At 71.1% G+C, this 17,705-nt stretch carries 17 protein-coding genes; 15 read left to right on the top strand and 2 right to left on the bottom strand.

All coding sequences use genetic code 11. The features are described 5' to 3' along the window. The first annotated feature begins 28 nt into the window (after positions 1-28). Positions 29-739 (top strand): HNH endonuclease family protein, encoded by a 711-nt coding sequence (locus tag ACFWBW_RS26500; RefSeq protein ID WP_385377038.1) that lies wholly within the window; start codon positions 29-31, stop codon positions 737-739. 14 nt (positions 740-753) lie between these two features. On the opposite strand, the gene ACFWBW_RS26495 is transcribed toward ACFWBW_RS26500, so the two are convergent. Continuing rightward, entirely contained in the window at positions 754-1,644 is an 891-nt protein-coding gene (locus ACFWBW_RS26495) for a DUF2470 domain-containing protein (RefSeq protein WP_385377035.1), read from the bottom strand. Positions 1,645-1,699: 55 nt separating this feature from the next. Between ACFWBW_RS26495 and rpsD the strand changes: the two genes are divergently transcribed. Next, entirely contained in the window at positions 1,700-2,311 is a 612-nt protein-coding gene (rpsD, locus tag ACFWBW_RS26490; protein WP_008740451.1) for a 30S ribosomal protein S4, read from the top strand. Between the two features lie 38 nt (positions 2,312-2,349). Here rpsD and ACFWBW_RS26485 read toward each other — a convergent pair whose 3' ends face one another. Further along, complete coding sequence (locus ACFWBW_RS26485; protein ID WP_385377032.1) at positions 2,350-4,617, bottom strand: ATP-binding protein; 2,268 nt, start codon at positions 4,615-4,617, stop codon at positions 2,350-2,352. A gap of 169 nt (positions 4,618-4,786) precedes the next feature. Here ACFWBW_RS26485 and ACFWBW_RS26480 point away from each other — a divergent pair, with 169 nt between their 5' ends. From ACFWBW_RS26480 to nusB, 13 genes are all read left to right on the top strand, one after another. Beyond that, a complete protein-coding gene (locus ACFWBW_RS26480; RefSeq protein WP_385377029.1) occupies positions 4,787-5,239 on the top strand; it encodes a DUF948 domain-containing protein in 453 nt (150 codons plus the stop codon). An 8-nt stretch (positions 5,240-5,247) separates the two neighbouring features. After that, the gene (locus ACFWBW_RS26475; protein ID WP_385377027.1) at positions 5,248-5,592 is read left to right on the top strand and encodes a DUF6167 family protein; all 345 of its coding nucleotides are present in this window, start codon (positions 5,248-5,250) and stop codon (positions 5,590-5,592) included. After that, positions 5,592-8,261, top strand: a complete 2,670-nt coding sequence (gene alaS / locus ACFWBW_RS26470; RefSeq protein ID WP_385377024.1) for an alanine--tRNA ligase — start codon at positions 5,592-5,594, stop codon at positions 8,259-8,261. The genes ACFWBW_RS26475 and alaS overlap by 1 nt, the downstream gene beginning before the upstream one ends. 2 nt (positions 8,262-8,263) lie before the next feature. Continuing rightward, complete coding sequence (ruvX, locus tag ACFWBW_RS26465) at positions 8,264-8,734, top strand: Holliday junction resolvase RuvX (protein ID WP_243334308.1); 471 nt, start codon at positions 8,264-8,266, stop codon at positions 8,732-8,734. Positions 8,735-8,861: 127 nt separating this feature from the next. Continuing rightward, positions 8,862-10,637: an endolytic transglycosylase MltG gene (mltG, locus tag ACFWBW_RS26460; RefSeq protein ID WP_385377020.1), complete on the top strand. Its 1,776-nt coding sequence runs from the start codon at positions 8,862-8,864 to the stop codon at positions 10,635-10,637. A 6-nt stretch (positions 10,638-10,643) separates the two neighbouring features. Further along, positions 10,644-11,471, top strand: coding sequence for a shikimate dehydrogenase (locus ACFWBW_RS26455; protein WP_385377017.1), 828 nt, complete (start codon positions 10,644-10,646; stop codon positions 11,469-11,471). A gap of 178 nt (positions 11,472-11,649) precedes the next feature. Beyond that, a complete protein-coding gene (gene aroC, locus ACFWBW_RS26450; RefSeq protein ID WP_327251781.1) occupies positions 11,650-12,834 on the top strand; it encodes a chorismate synthase in 1,185 nt (394 codons plus the stop codon). Between the two features lie 44 nt (positions 12,835-12,878). Further along, positions 12,879-13,361: a shikimate kinase gene (locus ACFWBW_RS26445; protein WP_385377155.1), complete on the top strand. Its 483-nt coding sequence runs from the start codon at positions 12,879-12,881 to the stop codon at positions 13,359-13,361. Next, the gene (gene aroB / locus ACFWBW_RS26440; RefSeq protein WP_385377014.1) at positions 13,358-14,449 is read left to right on the top strand and encodes a 3-dehydroquinate synthase; all 1,092 of its coding nucleotides are present in this window, start codon (positions 13,358-13,360) and stop codon (positions 14,447-14,449) included. The genes ACFWBW_RS26445 and aroB overlap by 4 nt, the downstream gene beginning before the upstream one ends. Positions 14,450-14,641: 192 nt before the next feature. Further along, positions 14,642-15,397: an AAA family ATPase gene (locus ACFWBW_RS26435; protein ID WP_385377011.1), complete on the top strand. Its 756-nt coding sequence runs from the start codon at positions 14,642-14,644 to the stop codon at positions 15,395-15,397. 101 nt (positions 15,398-15,498) lie between these two features. Continuing rightward, positions 15,499-16,608: a M24 family metallopeptidase gene (locus ACFWBW_RS26430; RefSeq protein WP_385377008.1), complete on the top strand. Its 1,110-nt coding sequence runs from the start codon at positions 15,499-15,501 to the stop codon at positions 16,606-16,608. Positions 16,609-16,667: 59 nt separating this feature from the next. Further along, positions 16,668-17,234 carry an elongation factor P gene (gene efp, locus ACFWBW_RS26425; RefSeq protein WP_243334327.1) on the top strand — a complete coding sequence of 189 codons (567 nt, stop codon included), beginning with the start codon at positions 16,668-16,670 and terminating at the stop codon, positions 17,232-17,234. A gap of 2 nt (positions 17,235-17,236) precedes the next feature. Beyond that, positions 17,237-17,674 carry a transcription antitermination factor NusB gene (gene nusB, locus ACFWBW_RS26420; protein ID WP_214948214.1) on the top strand — a complete coding sequence of 146 codons (438 nt, stop codon included), beginning with the start codon at positions 17,237-17,239 and terminating at the stop codon, positions 17,672-17,674. The last annotated feature ends 31 nt before the right edge of the window (positions 17,675-17,705 follow it).

The following is a 17,705-nucleotide window of genomic DNA, read 5'->3' as shown; positions in this document are numbered from 1 at the left end:
CAAGAGGGCCGGGCCTAGGCTCCGTCGCATGAGACGTGCCACCGCGTTGATCGCCGCCGGCGCCGCCGCGCTGCTGCTCAGTGGGTGCCACCACGGAGACGGCGAAAGGGCGCAGGCCAGTGCCGCCGCACTCGTCGCCCAGGTCCCCCTCGCGAGCGCCGGGTTCCCGCCCGCCACGGCCGTCGCCAAGACCCAGCTGGGCAAGCTCAAGGTCGAGTGGGGCAAGAACTGGGAGACGTACAAGCGCGAGAACTTCGGCAAGTACTGGTCCGACGAGACCGACGCCGTCGGCGGCCGCAACGGCTGCGACACCCGCGACGACGTCCTGCGCAGGGACCTCCGGGAACTGCGCGAGGGCGACAGGAACCCCTGCGTCGTGCTGTCCGGGGTGCTGAAGGACCCGTACACGGGGAAGGAGCTCCCCTATACCTACCGCCGCGCCTCGCAGATCCAGACCGACCACGTCGTCGCCCTGGGCGCCGCCTGGCGCGGGGGCGCGTACGCCTGGACCCCGCAGCGGCGCCTGGAGTACGCCAACGACCTGGACGTGCTGCTCGCCGTGGACAAGCAGACGAACTACGAGAAGAGCAGCAAGACCGCGGACAAGTGGAAGCCGCCCCAGAAGGCCTACTGGTGCGAGTACGCGCGGCGGTACACCGGGATCAAGGCGAAGTACGCGCTCTCCGTGACCCCGCCGGAGAAGCAGGCGCTGCAGGAGATGCTCGGCACCTGCCCGTAGCCCCGGTCACAGCACTAGCCGGGGAACAGGGTGCTCATCGCCCTGCGCAGGCCGCAGACGTCGGTCACCGGCTCCGGGAAGTCGAAGCGGGCGTCGAAGGCGGTGGCGCCGCGCGTGAAGCGCACCCGCAGGCCAAGCCGGTCCAGCGCGAGGGGGACCGCGGTCAGGCCCTCCGTCTCCCGGGTGCCCAGCAGGCCGCACAGGTCACCCATCCGCTCTCCGTGCGAAGAGGCCAGGTGCTGGAGGAGCTCCGTCTCGTGGGCCACCATCGGGTCGGGCTCGGCCCCGGCCAGCAGCTCCGGGTCCACGTGCTCGGCGCCCCACAGGTCGTCCACCGAGATCTCGCCGACCTCCAGGCGCAGCAGCATCCACGCGGGCCGGCCGGCGGGTGGCGCGTCGAGCGACTCGGTCAGGCCGAGGAGTTCGCCGACCGGGTGCCGCTCGGCCATCAGCGCCGCGCAGGCCGCCCGGTCGGCGGCCCCGCGCACCGGCGTGAGCCACCCGGCGAGCCAGGCGCGGCCTCGGATACGATGGGGCACGGACACCGGCGCCACATCCGTGATCTCGATCACGGCGGTGAGGTCGTCGTCCTGGGCGTGAGCGGCTGCCCTGGCAGCCGCGGATTCCCCTGATACCAGGAGAATCACGTCCCCGTCCGGGGTGACGGTCCTTGCGGCCGGCATCCCTGTCCCGTACTCCCCCTGGTCCAGAGCACCCGGGAGCGTGAGGGATACTGAGGCGTTGGACTCTACGAGGGTTCGTACGCGTTCGGCTCCGGTGAGCTGCCGAACGCCTTCCCTGGGACGCGGCTGACCTTGCTTATCGTCGCCGAAAGCAGATCCTGTTTCGTTTGGATCTGAACTTCGGTGCGCACTGGGCAGGGGGATCCCATGTGGTCGAGACATTACGTCCTCCTCGCTAAGGTAAGCCTCACCTAACTTACATGGAGGTAGGTTCCACGTGAACCAGAAGCGACCCAAGGTCAAGAAGTCGCGTGCCCTCGGCATTGCGCTGACCCCGAAGGCCGTCAAGTACTTCGAGGCCCGCCCCTACCCGCCGGGCGAGCACGGCCGTGGCCGCAAGCAGAACTCGGACTACAAGGTTCGTCTGCTGGAGAAGCAGCGTCTGCGCGCTCAGTACGACATCTCTGAGCGTCAGATGGCCCGCGCGTACGACCGCGCCAAGAAGGCCGAAGGCAAGACGGGCGAGGCGCTGGTCGTCGAGCTCGAGCGTCGCCTCGACGCCCTGGTCCTGCGTTCGGGCATCGCCCGCACCATCTACCAGGCTCGCCAGATGGTCGTTCACGGCCACATCGAGGTCAACGGCGACAAGGTCGACAAGCCGTCGTTCCGCGTCCGTCCGGACGACGTCATCACGGTGCGCGAGCGCAGCCGCGAGAAGGTTCCGTTCCAGGTTGCCCGTGAGGGTGGCTACGCAGGCGAGGGCGAAACCCCGCGTTACCTGCAGGTCAACCTGAAGGCCCTGGCCTTCCGCCTGGACCGCGACCCGAACCGCAAGGAAATCCCGGTCATCTGCGACGAGCAGCTCGTCGTCGAGTACTACGCCCGCTGATCGAGCAACACCAGCGGACGTAGCCCTCACAGGCTGGTTCAGCCCGCCGGTTCCCCTTCGGGGGAGCCGGCGGGTTTCCTGCTTTTCGCCCCCGGGTGCGCCATCGGCCGCTCGGCCCGCTCCGTGGCGCCGCGCGGCCTCGGCAGCGGACCCGCCGGCACGGGCGCCGGCTCCGGTCCGCGCAGGGCGCGCTCCACGAGGGCGTCCAGCGGCAGGGTCCGGCCGTGCCGGGCGCAGGAGGCGTACCGCTCGGCCCCCAGGAGTTCGCCCGCCCGCTCCTGGCACATCAGCCGCGGGGCGTTGAAGTACCCCGAGCCGAACAGCCGCATCCCCACCCCGTCCCACAGGGGCTCCGCCGCGCCCTGCAGGACCGCCGCCTCCGCCGGATGGCCCTCGGCCACCGTGACCAGCGCCAGCAGCTCCACCGCCAGCACCAGTCCGACCAGATCGCGGAACGTGTGGTTGATGGCCACGCACTCGGCCAGCAGCCGCCGCGCCTCGGCCGTGCCCCCGGTGTCCAGCGCCGCGTACGCCAGCACGTACAGGGCGTACGCCTTGGTCCAGCGCTCCCCGCGCTCCTCGCAGATGTCCCGGACCTCCCGGCACAAGGTGAGCGCGCCCGCCAGCTCCCCCTGGAAGGCCAGCGCCATCGCCAGCTCCACCTGGCACATCAGGACGTTGCTGTTGAGCTCCCCGGCCTCCCGGTAGCGCTCCAGCGCCGAGCCCAGCAGCTCCCCGGCCCGGGCCATGTCGTCCGAGACCAGTGCCAGACAGCCCATCCGGTGCACTGCGTAGGCGCCCGCCACCGGGTTCTCGCTCCGCACGGCCCCGTCCCGGCATTCGTACAGCGCGCTCATCGAGGCCACCGAGTCGCCCTGGAGGGCCGCGACGTACCCGAGCACCCACAGCGCCTTCAGCCGGGAGCTCTCGTACTCCGCTCCCGCGAGCCCGAGGTCGCCCTCCAGGGTCCGGTCCAGCCAGTGCCGGCCCTCGGTGAGCCGGCCGCAGCCCGCCCAGTAGAACCAGAGGGTGCCCGCCAGGTACTGGCCCAGGTGGACCTCCTCCGGCTCGTCCAGGCAGCACTCCAGCGCGAGCCGCAGATTCGGCAGCTCCGCCTCCACCAGCGCGGCCACCTCCTCCTGGCGCGGGCTGAACCAGTCCAGCTCGCACCAGGTCGCCAGGCCCATGTACCAGTCCCGGTGCCGGCGCCGCAGCCGCCGGGCGTCGCCCAGCGACTCCAGCCAGCCCGCCCCGTAGATCCGTACGCTCTCCAGCATCCGGTAGCGGACCCCGGCCGCCGTCTCCTCCCGGACCAGCAGGGACTGCCCCAGCAGCTCCCCGACCAGGTCCAGCACCGAATCCACCGGCAGGTCCGGCCCCGCGCACACGTACTCGGCGGCGTCCAGGTCGAACTGCCCGGCGAACACCGAGAGCCGCGCCCACAGCAGCCGCTCCCCGGACGTGCACAGCTCGTGGCTCCAGCCGATCGCCGTGCGCAGCGCCCGATGGCGGGGCAGCGCGCCGCGCGAGCCGCCCGTCAGCAGGGCGAAGCGGTCCTCCAGCCGGGACAGCACCTGCGCCGGCGACAGCGTGCGCAGCCGGCCGGCCGCCAGTTCCAGCGCCAGCGGCAGGCCGTCGAGGCGGGCGCACAGCTCGGCCAGCTCCGCCCGGTTGGCCTCCGTCAGGGCGAAGGCCGGATCGGCCGCCGAGGTCCGCTCGATCAGCAGGGCCAGGGCCTCCTCCGGGTCCAGCGGGGCCAGCGGCCAGGACAGTTCCCCGTCGAGTGTCAGCGGTCGCCGGCCGGCGGCGAGCACGCGCAGGCCGGGGGAGCGGCGCAGGAGGTCCCGTACCAGGTCGGCCGTCTCGTCGACCAGTTGCTCGAAGCCGTCCAGGACCAGCAGCAGGCGCCGCTCGGCCAGGTGTTCGGCAAGTACCGTCCGGGGCGGACGGGTGGTGTGGTCGGTCAGCCCCAGGGCCTCGGCGAGCGTCAGCGCCAGCAGCGCCGGATCCCGTACGGAGGCCAGCTCGGCCAGCCACACACCATCGCAGTAGCGTTCCTGCGCGGCATCGGCGTGATCAACCCCGTCGGCGGGCCGGACGGGACCGGCCGCCGCGTCGGCGGCCGCCCTGGCCGCCGCCAGAACCAGGCGGGTCTTGCCCACGCCGCCCGCGCCGGTCACCGTGACCAGCCGTGAGGCGTCCAGCAGCCTCTCCAGCTCGGAAAGTTCCCCGCCCCGCCCGACAAAGCCGCTCAGGTCCGAGGGAAGATTGCCCGGCGTCCTTCGTGGAATGGGTCTTTGTCGCATGGGGCACGGAGCGTACTGGTCCGCATGCGCTGCGTACAAGGCGGGTCGTTTCCCGGCACCCGGTGGGCGCGGCGCCCCGGAATTCCGGTACTGCGGCGGATCTCCGGCGCGATAGGGTCGGAGGACGACTTTTTCGCTTGGTGATCAATCTGTAGAGAGCGGTGTGAACGTGTCCGGTGGAGAGGTGGCCGGGATCCTCGTGGCCGTCTTCTGGGCCATTTTGGTCTCCTTCCTCGCCGTGGTGCTGGTGAGGCTGGCCCAGGTGCTCAAGGCGACCACCAAGTTGGTGGCCGACGTGACCGAACAGGCCGTGCCGCTGCTCGCGGAGGCTTCCACCACCGTCCGCTCCGCCCGCACCCAGCTCGACCGGGTCGACGCCATCGCGAGCGACGTACAGGAAGTCACCTCCAACGCCTCCGCGCTGTCCTCCACAGTCGCGTCCACCTTCGGCGGCCCGCTCGTCAAGGTCGCGGCCTTCGGCTACGGCGTCCGCAAGGCGCTGGGCAAGGGCGGGGCGACCCCGGGCGCGACCCCCGAGGGCGCGCCGGCCAAGACCTCCCGACGGACCGTGATCGTCGGCCGTACGGTGCCGGCCGCCCGGCGCCGGAAGCAGAAGGGCTGAGATCTCCGATGTTCCGCCGAGCCTTCTGGTTCACCGCCGGCGCGGCCGCCGGCGTGTGGGCCACCACCAAGGTCAACCGGCAGCTGAAGAAGCTGACGCCGGAGAGCCTCGCCGCCCAGGCCGCCGACAAGGCGATCGAGGCGGGCCACCGCCTCAAGGACTTCGCCCTCGACGTCAAGTCGGGGATGTCGCAGCGCGAGGACGAGCTGAACGACGCACTGGGACTCCACCAGGATCCCGAACTGCCCGCCAACGTCACCGCCCTTCCCGGGCCGCGGCGGCTGCGGGCCATCGAGCACGACCAGAACACGAACCGTTCGACTGTTACGTACAACCGGAATGAGGACCACTGATGGAGTCGGCTGAAATCCGCCGCCGCTGGCTGAGCTTCTTCGAGGAGCGCGGTCACACCGTTGTCCCTTCGGCGTCGCTCATCGCGGACGACCCGACTCTGCTGCTGGTGCCCGCGGGCATGGTGCCGTTCAAGCCGTACTTCCTCGGCGAGGTCAAGCCGCCCGCGTCCACGCTCACCAGCGTGCAGAAGTGCGTCCGTACGCCGGACATCGAAGAGGTCGGCAAGACCACCCGCCACGGCACGTTCTTCCAGATGTGCGGCAACTTCTCCTTCGGGGACTACTTCAAGGAAGGCGCCATCAAGTACGCCTGGGAGCTGCTCACCAGCTCCGTGGCGGACGGCGGCTACGGCCTCGAGCCCGAGAAGCTCTGGATCACGGTCTACCTCGACGACGACGAGGCCGAGGCCATCTGGCGCGACAAGGTCGGCGTCCCGCAGGAGCGCATCCAGCGCCTGGGCAAGAAGGACAACTTCTGGTCCATGGGCGTCCCGGGCCCCTGCGGTCCCTGCTCGGAGATCAACTACGACCGCGGCCCCGAGTTCGGCGTCGAGGGCGGCCCCGCCGTCAACGACGAGCGCTACGTGGAGATCTGGAACCTGGTCTTCATGCAGTACGAGCGCGGCGCCGGCGACGGGAAGGAAGACTTCCCGATCCTCGGCGACCTGCCGTCGAAGAACATCGACACCGGTCTCGGCCTCGAGCGCCTCGCGATGATCCTGCAGGGCGTACAGAACATGTACGAGACCGACACCCTGCGCGTGGTCATGGACAAGGCCACCGAGCTGACCGGCGTGCAGTACGGAGCCGAGAAGGGCACCGACGTCTCGCTGCGCGTGGTCGCCGACCACATCCGCACCTCGACCATGCTCATCGGCGACGGCGTGTCCCCCGGCAACGAGGGCCGCGGCTACGTGCTGCGCCGCATCATGCGCCGCGCCATCCGCAACATGCGCCTCATGGGCGCCACCGGCCCGGTCGTCCAGGACCTGGTCAACGTGGTCATCGAGACGATGGGGCAGCAGTACCCGGAGCTCGTGACCGACCGCAAGCGCATCGAGACCGTCGCGCTCGCCGAAGAGGCCGCCTTCCTCAAGGCCATCAAGGGCGGCACGAACATCCTCGACACCGCCGTGACCGAGACCAAGGCCGCCGGCGGCACGGTCCTGGCCGGCGACAAGGCGTTCCTGCTCCACGACACGTGGGGCTTCCCGATCGACCTCACCCTGGAGATGGCCGCCGAGCAGGGCCTCGCCGTGGACGAGCCCGGCTTCCGCCGCCTGATGCAGGAGCAGCGGGACCGCGCCAAGGCCGACGCCAAGGCCAAGAAGACCGGCCACGCGGACATGTCCGCCTACCGGGAGATCGCCGACGGCTCCGGCGCCACCGAGTTCACCGGCTACGCCACCAACCAGGGCGAGTCCACCATCGTCGGCCTCCTGGTCAACGGCGTCTCCGCGCCCGCCGCCTCCGAGGGCGACGAGGTCGAGGTCGTCCTGGACCGCACCCCCTTCTACGCCGAGGGCGGCGGCCAGCTCGCCGACCAGGGCCGCATCAAGCTCGACTCCGGCGCCGTCATCGTCGTCCGCGACGTGCAGCAGCCGGTCCCCGGCGTCTCCGTGCACAAGGGCTCCGTCCAGGTCGGCGAGGTGACGGTGGGCGCCTCCGCGTACGCCGCCATCGACATCCAGCGCCGCCGGGCCATCGCCCGCGCCCACTCGGCCACGCACCTGACGCACCAGGCCCTGCGCGACGCGCTCGGCCCGACGGCCGCCCAGGCCGGTTCCGAGAACTCGCCCGGTCGCTTCCGCTTCGACTTCGGCTCGCCGAACGCCGTTCCCGGCTCGGTCCTCACCGACGTCGAGCACAAGATCAACGACGTGCTCTCCCGCGAGCTCGACGTCACCGCCGAGATCATGAGCATCGACGAGGCGAAGAAGCAGGGCGCCATCGCCGAGTTCGGCGAGAAGTACGGCGAGCGCGTGCGCGTCGTGACCATCGGCGACTTCTCCAAGGAGCTGTGCGGCGGCACGCACGTCGGCAACACCAGCCAGCTCGGCCTGGTGAAGCTGCTCGGCGAGTCCTCCATCGGCTCCGGCGTGCGCCGCGTCGAGGCCCTCGTCGGCGTGGACGCGTACAACTTCCTCGCCAAGGAGCACACGGTCGTCGCCCAGCTCCAGGAGCTGGTCAAGGGCCGTCCGGAGGAGCTGCCGGAGAAGATCGCCTCCATGCTCGGCAAGCTGAAGGACGCCGAGAAGGAGATCGAGAAGTTCCGCGCGGAGAAGGTCCTCCAGGCCGCCGCCGGTCTCGCTGCCAACGCCCAGGACATCCACGGCGTCGCCCTCGTCGTGGGCACGGTGCCGGACGGCACCGGCGCCGACGACCTGCGCAAGCTGGTCCTCGACGTGCGTGGCCGCATCCAGGGGGACCGCCCGGCCGTCGTCGCCCTGTTCACCACGGCGAACGACCGCCCGCTGACCGTCATCGCCACCAACGAGGCCGCCCGCGAGCGTGGTCTCAAGGCCGGCGACCTGGTCCGTACGGCCGCCAAGACCCTCGGCGGCGGCGGTGGCGGCAAGCCGGACGTGGCTCAGGGCGGCGGCCAGAACCCGGCCGCCATCCCCGAGGCCATCGCCGCGGTCGAGCGCCTCGTCGTAGAGACGGCCTGAAGATGACACTGCGCCGTGGCCGCCGTCTGGCCATCGATGTCGGCGACGCCCGGATCGGGGTCGCCTCGTGCGACCCCGACGGGGTGTTGGCCACACCGGTGGAAACCGTTCCGGGGCGGGACATCCCCTTCGCCCACCGGCGGCTGCGGCAGCTCGTCGCGGAGTACGAGCCCATCGAGGTGGTGGTCGGTCTGCCCCGCTCGCTCAGCGGGCGGGAAGGGCCGGCCGCGGCCAAGTGCCGCGCCTTCGCCACGGAACTCGCCAAGGGCATCAAGCCCGTGACGGTGCGTCTGGTGGACGAGCGGATGACCACGGTCACCGCAGCCCAGGGCCTGCGGGCCTCGGGGAAGAACGCGAAGAAGAGCCGGTCGGTCATCGACCAGGCGGCCGCCGTAGTGATCCTGCAGAACGCTCTTGAGACCGAACGGGTATCAGGTAATCCGCCCGGTGAGTGCGTCGAAGTGGTTGTCTGATCGCGATACGGTAACGTTCCGCGCGATGTGACGGCATTCGAACAGTCGTCGCTTATCAGAAGAGGCGGCACCGTGTGCCGCGGCGGACGGAGCCGCGGCCAACGCCCTGCGGCGCGCTAGGGGATCGATGACTGAGTATGGCCGGGGCCCTGGCCCCGAACCGTGGCACCCCGAGGACCCGCTGTACGGGGACCAGGGGTGGACCGGGCACGAGGCCCAGCAGGGTCAGATGCCTTACGTCGGAGGCCCGCAGCAGTACCAGCAGGAGCCTCACCCCCAGCAGGCCTACTACGCGCAGCAGCAGCAGAGCCAGGGCCAGTACCCCCAGGCCCAGCAGATGCCGTACCCGCAGCAGCAGCAGCAGCAGATGCCGTATCCGCAGCATCCTCAGCAGCACCCGCAACACCAGCAGTATCCGCAGCACCAGCAGCACCAGCAGCAGACCTACGAGGGCCAGGGCCAGGGCCAGGTCTGGGACACCGGGCAGAACCAGGTCTGGGACACCGGCCAGGGCCAGTACGCCGCGGTCCCGCAGACAGTCGACCCGTACGCAGGCGCGGATCCGTACGCGCAGCAGCAGGCGAGCGGCTACCCCGGCGAGGCCCCCGACCTGTACGGCACCTCCGAGGCCTTTCCGCCCCCGCGGCCGCCGAGCATGCGGCACCTGGAGACCGAGGAGCCGTGGCAGGAAGAAGAGGACGCCGCGGCCGACTCCTTCCTCGCGGGCGGCGGCCGCAGCGGCGGGGACGACGACGGTGACGGTGACGACGGCGGGCGCGGCGGCCGCCGGTCGGGCCGCTCCGGCGGGAAACCGAAGAAGCGCAGCGGCATGGCCTGCCTCATCGCGGCCGTGGTCATCATCGGCGTGGTCGGCGGTGGCGGCTACTACGGCTACAGCTACCTCAAGGACAAGTTCTCCGTGGCCGAGGACTTCGCGGGCGAGGGCATCGACGAGACCGTCGACGTGGAGATCCCCAAGGGCGCGAGCGTGGGCCAGATGGGCCGGATCCTGAAGGCCGCGGGCGTGGTCGCGAGCGCCCAGGCCTTCGTGGACGCCGCGGCCGTCAACCCCAAGGGCAAGTCGATCCAGCCCGGCGTCTATCCGCTCAAGAAGAAGATGTCCGCCGCCGCGGCGGTCGAGTTCATGACCGACCCCACCAAGCTGCACGTCCTCACCGTCACCGAGGGCATGCGCAACAGCACGGTCTACGACGCCATCGACAAGAAGCTCGAGAAGCCCGCCGGCACCACCAAGGACATCGCCTTCAAGCAGGCCAAGGCCCTCGGCCTGCCGGCCTGGGCGAACAACGACAAGAACATCATGGACCCGCTCGAGGGCTTCCTGTACCCGATGCGCTACGACCTGACCAAGGACAGCACCCCTGAGTCCCTGCTCAAGCAGATGGTCAAGAACGCGACGGACAAGTACACGGAGCTCGGGGTCGAGGGCAAGGCCAAGGAACTGGGCCTGGACAACCCGCTCCAGGTGATCACGGTCGCCAGCCTCGTCAACGCCGAGGGCAAGAACCACGACGACTTCCGGAAGATGGCGGAGGTGGTCTACAACCGCCTCAAGAAGACCAATGACGTCACGAACCGGAAGATCGAGTTCGACTCGACGTACAACTACATCAAGGGCCAGAGCGAGATCAACTTCAACGTCAAGGAAGCCAAGGCGTTCGTCCACCCGTACAACACGCACAACGTGGCGGGCCTGCCCCCGGGCCCGATCGGGAACCCCGGCCTGGACGCGCTGAACGGTACGCTCAACCCGGACCACGGCGGCTGGATGTTCTTCGTGGCGGTCGACGAAGACAAGACGACCTTCACCAAGACGTACGACGAGCACCTCCAGCTCGTTGCCGAGTTCCAGGCACGGCAGAAGCAGAAGAACGGCGGGTAGCAGGACATGTCACGGATACGGGCCGCGGTGCTGGGTTCGCCCATCGAGCACTCCCTCTCACCGGTGCTGCACCGCGCCGCGTACCAGGAGCTCGGCCTCGGAGACCGGTCGTACGACCGCTTCGAGATCGACGAGGCCGCGCTCCCCGGTTTCATCGCACAGCTCGGCCCCGAGTGGGCCGGGCTGTCGCTGACCATGCCGCTCAAGCGGGCGATCATCCCGCTGCTCGACGAGATCAGTGACACGGCCGCCTCCGTGGAGACGGTCAACACCGTCGTCTTCACCGAGGACGGCCGCAAGGTCGGTGACAACACCGACATCCCCGGTCTGCTCGCCGCGCTGAGCGAGCAGGGCACCGGGAAAGTGGAGTCCGCCGCCGTCCTCGGTGCGGGCGCCACCGCCTCCTCGGCGCTCGCCGCGCTGGCCCGGATCTGCACCGGCGAGGTGACCGCGTACGTACGCTCCGAGGCCCGGGCCGCGGAGATGCGCGAGTGGGGCGAGCGGCTCGGCGTGGACGTCCGTACGGCCGACTGGTCGCGGGCGGCCGAGGCGCTGGCGGCGCCGCTGGTCATCGCCACCACCCCGGCCGGTGCCACGGACGAGCTGGCCGGCTCCGTGCCCGCCGCTCCGGGCACCCTCTTCGACGTCCTGTACGACCCCTGGCCCACGCCCCTGGCCGCGGCCTGGACGCGGCGCGGCGGCAAGGTCCTCGGCGGCCTCGACCTCCTGGTCCACCAGGCGGTCCTCCAGGTCGAGCTGATGACGGGCGCTCCCACCGCTCCGCTCGGGGCCATGCGCGCCGCGGGCGAGGCGGCGCTGCGCGCCCGCCACTGAGCCGAAGCGGAACCTTTCTAGATCCACATGTCACCCCGGGCCGGGGTGCGCCGCCGTCCGACAGCTGGACCGGAGGGCGGTGTGCGGGCCCGGACATGGGAGGATCGGGTGTAGGCGGGTCAGGGCCGCGCACCCGATCGCGCCATCGATGAATCAGGCGCGATCACGAGGAGCATCGTTGAGCAGGTTGCGTTGGCTGACGGCCGGGGAATCTCACGGCCCGGCTCTGGTAGCGACGCTGGAGGGGCTTCCCGCCGGCGTCCCGGTCACCACCGAGCTGGTGGCCGACCACCTCGCCCGGCGCCGGCTCGGCTACGGCCGCGGTGCCCGGATGAAGTTCGAACAGGACGAGGTGACATTTCTCGGGGGTGTCCGGCACGGACTTTCCCTGGGCTCCCCGGTCGCCGTGATGGTGGGCAACAGCGAGTGGCCCAAGTGGGAGACGGTCATGTCGGCCGACCCGGTCGACCCCTCGCTCCTCAAGGAGACGGGCCGCAACGCGCCGCTGACCCGGCCGCGTCCCGGCCACGCCGACCTCGCCGGCATGCAGAAGTACGGCTTCGACGAGGCCCGGCCGATCCTGGAGCGCGCCAGCGCCCGTGAGACCGCCGCCCGCGTGGCCCTCGGCGCCGTCGCCCGGTCCTTCCTCAAGGAGGTCGCGGGCATCGAGATCGTCTCCCACGTCGTGGAGCTGGCGGCCGCCAAGGCCCCGTACGGCGTCTACCCGACCCCCGCCGACGTCGAGAAGCTCGACGCCGACCCGGTGCGCTGCCTCGACGCCGACGCGTCGAAGGCGATGGTCGCGGAGATCGACCAGGCCCACAAGGACGGCGACACCCTCGGCGGCGTCGTCGAGGTCCTCGCCTACGGCGTGCCCGTCGGCCTCGGCTCGCACGTGCACTGGGACCGCCGCCTCGACGCGCGCCTCGCGGCCGCGCTCATGGGCATCCAGGCCATCAAGGGCGTGGAGGTCGGCGACGGCTTCGACCTGGCCCGCGTGCCCGGCTCGCAGGCACACGACGAGATCGTCAACACCCCCGAGGGCATCAAGCGCACCTCCGGCCGCTCCGGCGGCACCGAGGGCGGTCTGACCACCGGCGAGCTGCTGCGCGTGCGCGCGGCGATGAAGCCGATCGCGACCGTGCCGAAGGCCCTGGCGACCGTGGACGTCGCCACCGGCGAGGCCACCGTCGCGCACCACCAGCGCTCCGACGTCTGTGCGGTGCCCGCCGCGGGCATCGTCGCCGAGGCCATGGTCGCCCTGGTGCTGGCCGACGCCGTCGTGGAGAAGTTCGGCGGCGACTCCGTCCCCGAGACCCGCCGCAACGTCCGGTCCTACCTCGACAACCTGCAGATCCGGTGACGGGCACCAGCGCGTCCGGCCCCCTGGTGGTCCTCGTCGGCCCCATGGGGTCCGGCAAGTCCACCGTGGGCGAGCTGATCGCCCAGCGGCTCGGCGTCTCCTACCGGGACACCGACGCCGACATCGTCGCGGCCCAGGGCCGGGAGATCTCCGACATCTTCGTGGACGAGGGCGAACCGCACTTCCGCGAGCTGGAGCGGGAGGCGGTCGCCGCGGCCCTCGCCGGCCACGAGGGCGTCCTCGCCCTCGGCGGCGGCGCCGTCCTCGACGAGAAGACGCGCGAGCTGCTGACCGGGCTGCCCGTCGCCTACCTCTCGATGGACGTCGAGGAAGCCGTCAAGCGCGTCGGCCTCGGCGCCGCGCGCCCGCTGCTCGCCGTCAACCCGCGCCGCCAGTGGCGCGAGCTGATGGACGCCCGGCGCCCCCTGTACACCGAAGTCGCGCGCGTCGTGGTGGCCACCGACGAGCGCACGCCCGAAGAGGTCGCCCAGGCGGTCCTCGACGCTCTGGAGTTGAAGAACGCATGACGGACAAGGTGACGCGGATCCAGGTCGGCGCGAGCGCCGGGCACGAAGCGTACGAGGTGCTGGTCGGCCGGCAGCTGCTCGGCGAGCTGGGCTCCCTGATCGGTACGAAGGCCCAGCGGGTCGCCGTCATCCACCCCGAGGCCCTCGCCTCGACCGGTGAGGCCCTGCGCGACGACCTCGCCGCCCAGGGGTACGAGGCCGTCGCCATCCAGGTGCCGAACGCCGAGGAGGCCAAGACGGCCGAGGTGGCGGCGTACTGCTGGAAGGCGCTGGGCCAGTCCGGCTTCACCCGCAGCGACGCCATCGTCGGCGTCGGCGGGGGATCCACCACCGACCTCGCGGGCTTCGTCGCGGCCTCCTGGCTGCGCGGGGTGCGCTGGATCGCCGTCCCGACCACCATCCTGGCGATGGTGGACGCGGCCGTCGGCGGCAAGACCGGCATCAACACCGCCGAGGGCAAGAACCTCGTCGGCGCCTTCCACCCGCCGGCCGGCGTGCTCTGCGACCTGGCGGCGCTGGAATCGCTGCCGGTCAACGACTACGTCAGCGGTCTCGCCGAGATCATCAAGGCCGGATTCATCTCCGACCCGGTGATCCTCGACCTGATCGAGGCCGACCCCGAGGCGGCGCGCACCCCCGCCGGCCCGCACACGGCCGAGCTGATCTGCCGCTCCATCCAGGTCAAGGCCGACGTGGTCTCCAGCGACCTCAAGGAGTCGGGCCTGCGGGAGATCCTCAACTACGGGCACACCCTCGCGCACGCCATCGAGAAGAACGAGCGCTACAAGTGGCGCCACGGCGCGGCCGTTTCGGTCGGCATGGTCTTCGCCGCCGAGCTCGGCCGGCTCGCGGGCCGGCTCGACGACGAGACGGCCGACCGGCACAAGGCCGTCCTCGCCTCGGTGGGACTGCCGCTGACCTACCGCGGCGACCAGTGGCCCAAGCTGCTGGAGACCATGAAGCTCGACAAGAAGTCCCGGGGCGACCTGCTGCGCTTCATCGTCCTGGACGGGCTGGCGAAGCCGACCGTCCTGGAGGGTCCCGACCCGGCCGTCCTCGTGGCGGCCTTCGGTGAGGTCACGGCCTGAGCCTGTCGGGCCGGTGTGCCTGCCGGGCCGGTGAGCCTGCCGGGCCGGGACGAACCGGCCCGCAGCGCTCTCTCTGTACCGGTCTGTGCCGGTCTGGGTGGCGCCAGCTCGCGACCGTGTGACCTGGCGAGCCTCCGGGGTCATATAACGTTCTCGTATCAGTCGTGGTGGAACGAGACGGAGTGGCAGCGGATGCAGCAGGGAGTCGGAGGCGGGGGCTGGGAGCCGGGGAATCAGCACCCGGCGGCGCCCCCGCAGCCGCCGGTACCGCCGGCGGCGGGCTGGCCCCTGCCTCCCATGCCCTCGGGGCACGCCGCGCCGCCGGCCGTGCCGGGTCCGCCGGACGGGTTCACCGGGCACGTCCCGCTGCCGCCCGCCGTCCCCGGCACCGGCGGCGCCACCCTCGCGGTGCTGCTGATCGGCCCCGCGGGCGCCGGCAAGACCACGGTGGCCCGCCACTGGGCCGGCACCCGGCCCGTCCCCACCGCGCACATCAGCCTGGACGACGTCCGGGAATGGGTCTGCTCGGGCTTCGCGGATCCGCAGGCCGGCTGGAACGACCACTCCGAGGCGCAGTACCGCCTCGCCCGCCGCACCTGCGGGTTCGCCGCCCGGAACTTCCTGGCCAACGGGATCTCCTGCATCCTCGACGACGCCGTGTTCCCGGACCGGCCGGTGGTGGGCCTCGGCGGGTGGAAGCGCCATGTCGGGCCCGCGCTGCTGCCGGTCGTCCTGCTGCCCGGCCTGGAGATCGTCCTGGAACGCAACGCCGCCCGCTCCGGGAACCGGCGGCTCTCCGACGAGGAGGTCGCGCGGATCCACGGCCGGATGGCCGGCTGGTACGGATCCGGGCTGCCGATCATCGACAACTCCCACCTGGACGTCGAAGGCACCGCCCGCGCCCTGGACGAGACCCTGGCCCGCGTCATCTCGCAACCGGCCTACTGACCTGCCGAATCCCTGTCCGCGGTGCCCGCCGGGCCCGGCCCGGCCCCCGTACGGCTGCGCTCACCAGGCCGGATGCGCGCCGCGCTCGTAGGCTCGGAAACATGTCAGACGTGTACGCGGCCCGCCGGGGCCTGCTTCGCGACCGCTGTGCGGCCGCCGGAAACGCCGCCGCACTCATCACGCGTCCGGCGAACGTCCGTTACCTCTCCGGGGCGTCGCCGCTGGGCGCGGTCCTGCTGCTCGGTCCGGGCGGCGAGGACATGCTGTTCTGCGCCGGGCAGCCCACGGGGGAGGCCGACGAGGGACGGCTCGACGAGCACCTGCGGCTCTCCGTGCTGGCCGGCCCCGGAGCGGATCCGGCCGTCGCGGCGGCCGACGCGGCCTCCGCCGCCCGCGCCGAATCCCTCGCGGTCGAGGAACACCACCTCACCGTCGGCCGGCACCGGGCGATCGGCTCGGTGGCGCCCGGGCTGCGCCTGGCCGACCTGGGGACCGCGGTGGAACAGCAGCGCCTCGTCAAGGACGAGGAGGAGATCGCCTGCCTGCGGATCGCCGCCGAGATCGCCGACCAGGCCCTCGGGGAACTGCTGGAATCGATCCTGGTGGGCCGCACCGAACGGCACCTCGCGCTGGAGCTGGAACGCCGGCTCGTGGACCACGGAGCCGACGGCCCCGCCTTCCCGACCTCCGTCGGCACCGGCCCGCACTCCGGCCGCTCCCGGCACCGGCCCTCCGACCGGCGGGTCGAGGAGGGTGATTTCCTCTCCGTCTGCCTCGGCGCGAACTACCGGGGCTACCGCTGCGAGATCGGCCGTACCTTCGTGATCGGCACGACCCCGGCCGACTGGCAGATCGAGCTCTACGAACTCGTCTTCGCCGCCCAGCGGGCGGGCCGGGAGGCCCTGCTGCCCGGGGCCGCGTACCGCGATGTGGATCACGCGGCCCGCTCCGTACTCGACTCCGCAGGTCACGGCGAGGCCCTCGCGGCGTGGACCGGACACGGTGTCGGTCTCGAAATCGACGAGGACCCGCAGCTTGCACCTACCGCCATGGGTAAACTGGACGCTTGCGTGCCGGTCACCGTCGAACCGGGGGTTCACCTCCCTGGCCGGGGTGGTGTCCGGATCGATGACACGCTCGTCGTACGCCCCGAGGCGGACGGCGGTCCCGAGCTACTCACCATTACGACCAAGGAGCTGCTCGCGCTCTAGCCCGCGTCGGCGGGCTGTGCGCGCACCCGTGGTCTTCCAGTGCAGGAGATTCCCACACCGTGGCTTCCACGAACGACCTCAAGAACGGCATGGTGCTGAAGCTCGACGGGGGCCAGCTCTGGTCCGTCGTCGAGTTCCAGCACGTCAAGCCCGGCAAGGGCCCGGCCTTCGTGCGCACCAAGCTGAAGAGCGTCATGTCCGGCAAGGTCGTCGACAAGACGTTCAACGCCGGCACCAAGGTCGAGACGGCCACCATCGACCGCCGCGACATGCAGTTCTCCTACATGGACGGCGAGTACTTCGTGTTCATGGACATGGAGGACTTCGACCAGCTCATGGTCGACAAGAAGGCCGTCGGCGACGCCGCCAACTTCCTGATCGAGGGCTTCACCGCCTCCGTGGCCCGCCACGAGGGCGAGGTGCTCTACGTCGAGCTCCCGGCCGCCGTCGAGCTGACCATCGAGCACACCGACCCGGGCGTCCAGGGCGACCGCTCCACCGGTGGCACCAAGCCGGCGACGCTGGAGACGGGCCACGAGATCCAGGTCCCGCTCTTCATCAACACCGGCGAGAAGATCAAGGTCGACACCCGCACCAGCGACTACCTCGGCCGGGTGAACAGCTAACCGTGGCTGCCCGGAGCAACGCGCGCAAGCGCGCTTTCCAGATCCTGTTCGAGGCCGACCAGCGCGGGGTCTCCGTGCGCGAGGTCCTCGCGGACTGGGTCCGCCACTCGCGGTCGGACACCGACCGTCAGCCCGCGGTGAACGAGTTCACCATGGAACTCGTCGAGGGGTACGCCGACAAGGTGGACCGCATCGACGATCTGATCGCCACCTACGCCGTGGACTGGGACCTCGACCGCATGCCGGTCGTGGACCGGAACATCGTGCGTCTCGGTGCCTACGAGCTGATCTGGGTCGACGGAACCCCGGACGCCGTGGCCATCGACGAGGCCGTCCAGCTGGCCAAGGAGTTCTCCACGGACGAGTCGCCCTCGTTCGTGAACGGACTGCTCGGCCGCTTCAAGGACCTCAAGCCGAAGCTGCGCCGCAGCGAGAGCTGACCGGCGCCGCCGGTTCGGCGTGAACGGAGGG

The sequence above is a fragment of the Streptomyces sp. NPDC059957 genome (assembly GCF_042730015.1).
Lineage (GTDB): Bacteria > Actinomycetota > Actinomycetes > Streptomycetales > Streptomycetaceae > Streptomyces.
This window is presented reverse-complemented; position numbering and strand designations above follow the sequence as displayed.

Bases quoted from the DNA above. Each gene is read 5' to 3' on its own strand.
- ACFWBW_RS26435 (WP_385377011.1), top strand. From the start codon at position 14,642: ATGCAGCAGGGAGTCGGAGGCGGGGGCTGGGAGCCGGGGAATCAGCAC.
- mltG (WP_385377020.1), top strand. From the start codon at position 8,862: ATGACTGAGTATGGCCGGGGCCCTGGCCCCGAACCGTGGCACCCCGAG.
- ACFWBW_RS26475 (WP_385377027.1), top strand. From the start codon at position 5,248: ATGTTCCGCCGAGCCTTCTGGTTCACCGCCGGCGCGGCCGCCGGCGTG.
- ACFWBW_RS26430 (WP_385377008.1), top strand. From the start codon at position 15,499: ATGTCAGACGTGTACGCGGCCCGCCGGGGCCTGCTTCGCGACCGCTGT.
- ACFWBW_RS26445 (WP_385377155.1), top strand. From the start codon at position 12,879: ATGGGGTCCGGCAAGTCCACCGTGGGCGAGCTGATCGCCCAGCGGCTC.
- ACFWBW_RS26500 (WP_385377038.1), top strand. From the start codon at position 29: ATGAGACGTGCCACCGCGTTGATCGCCGCCGGCGCCGCCGCGCTGCTG.
- alaS (WP_385377024.1), top strand. From the start codon at position 5,592: ATGGAGTCGGCTGAAATCCGCCGCCGCTGGCTGAGCTTCTTCGAGGAG.
- ACFWBW_RS26495 (WP_385377035.1), bottom strand. From the start codon at position 1,644: ATGTCTCGACCACATGGGATCCCCCTGCCCAGTGCGCACCGAAGTTCA.
- ruvX (WP_243334308.1), top strand. From the start codon at position 8,264: ATGACACTGCGCCGTGGCCGCCGTCTGGCCATCGATGTCGGCGACGCC.
- ACFWBW_RS26455 (WP_385377017.1), top strand. From the start codon at position 10,644: ATGTCACGGATACGGGCCGCGGTGCTGGGTTCGCCCATCGAGCACTCC.
- aroB (WP_385377014.1), top strand. From the start codon at position 13,358: ATGACGGACAAGGTGACGCGGATCCAGGTCGGCGCGAGCGCCGGGCAC.
- ACFWBW_RS26485 (WP_385377032.1), bottom strand. From the start codon at position 4,617: ATGCGACAAAGACCCATTCCACGAAGGACGCCGGGCAATCTTCCCTCG.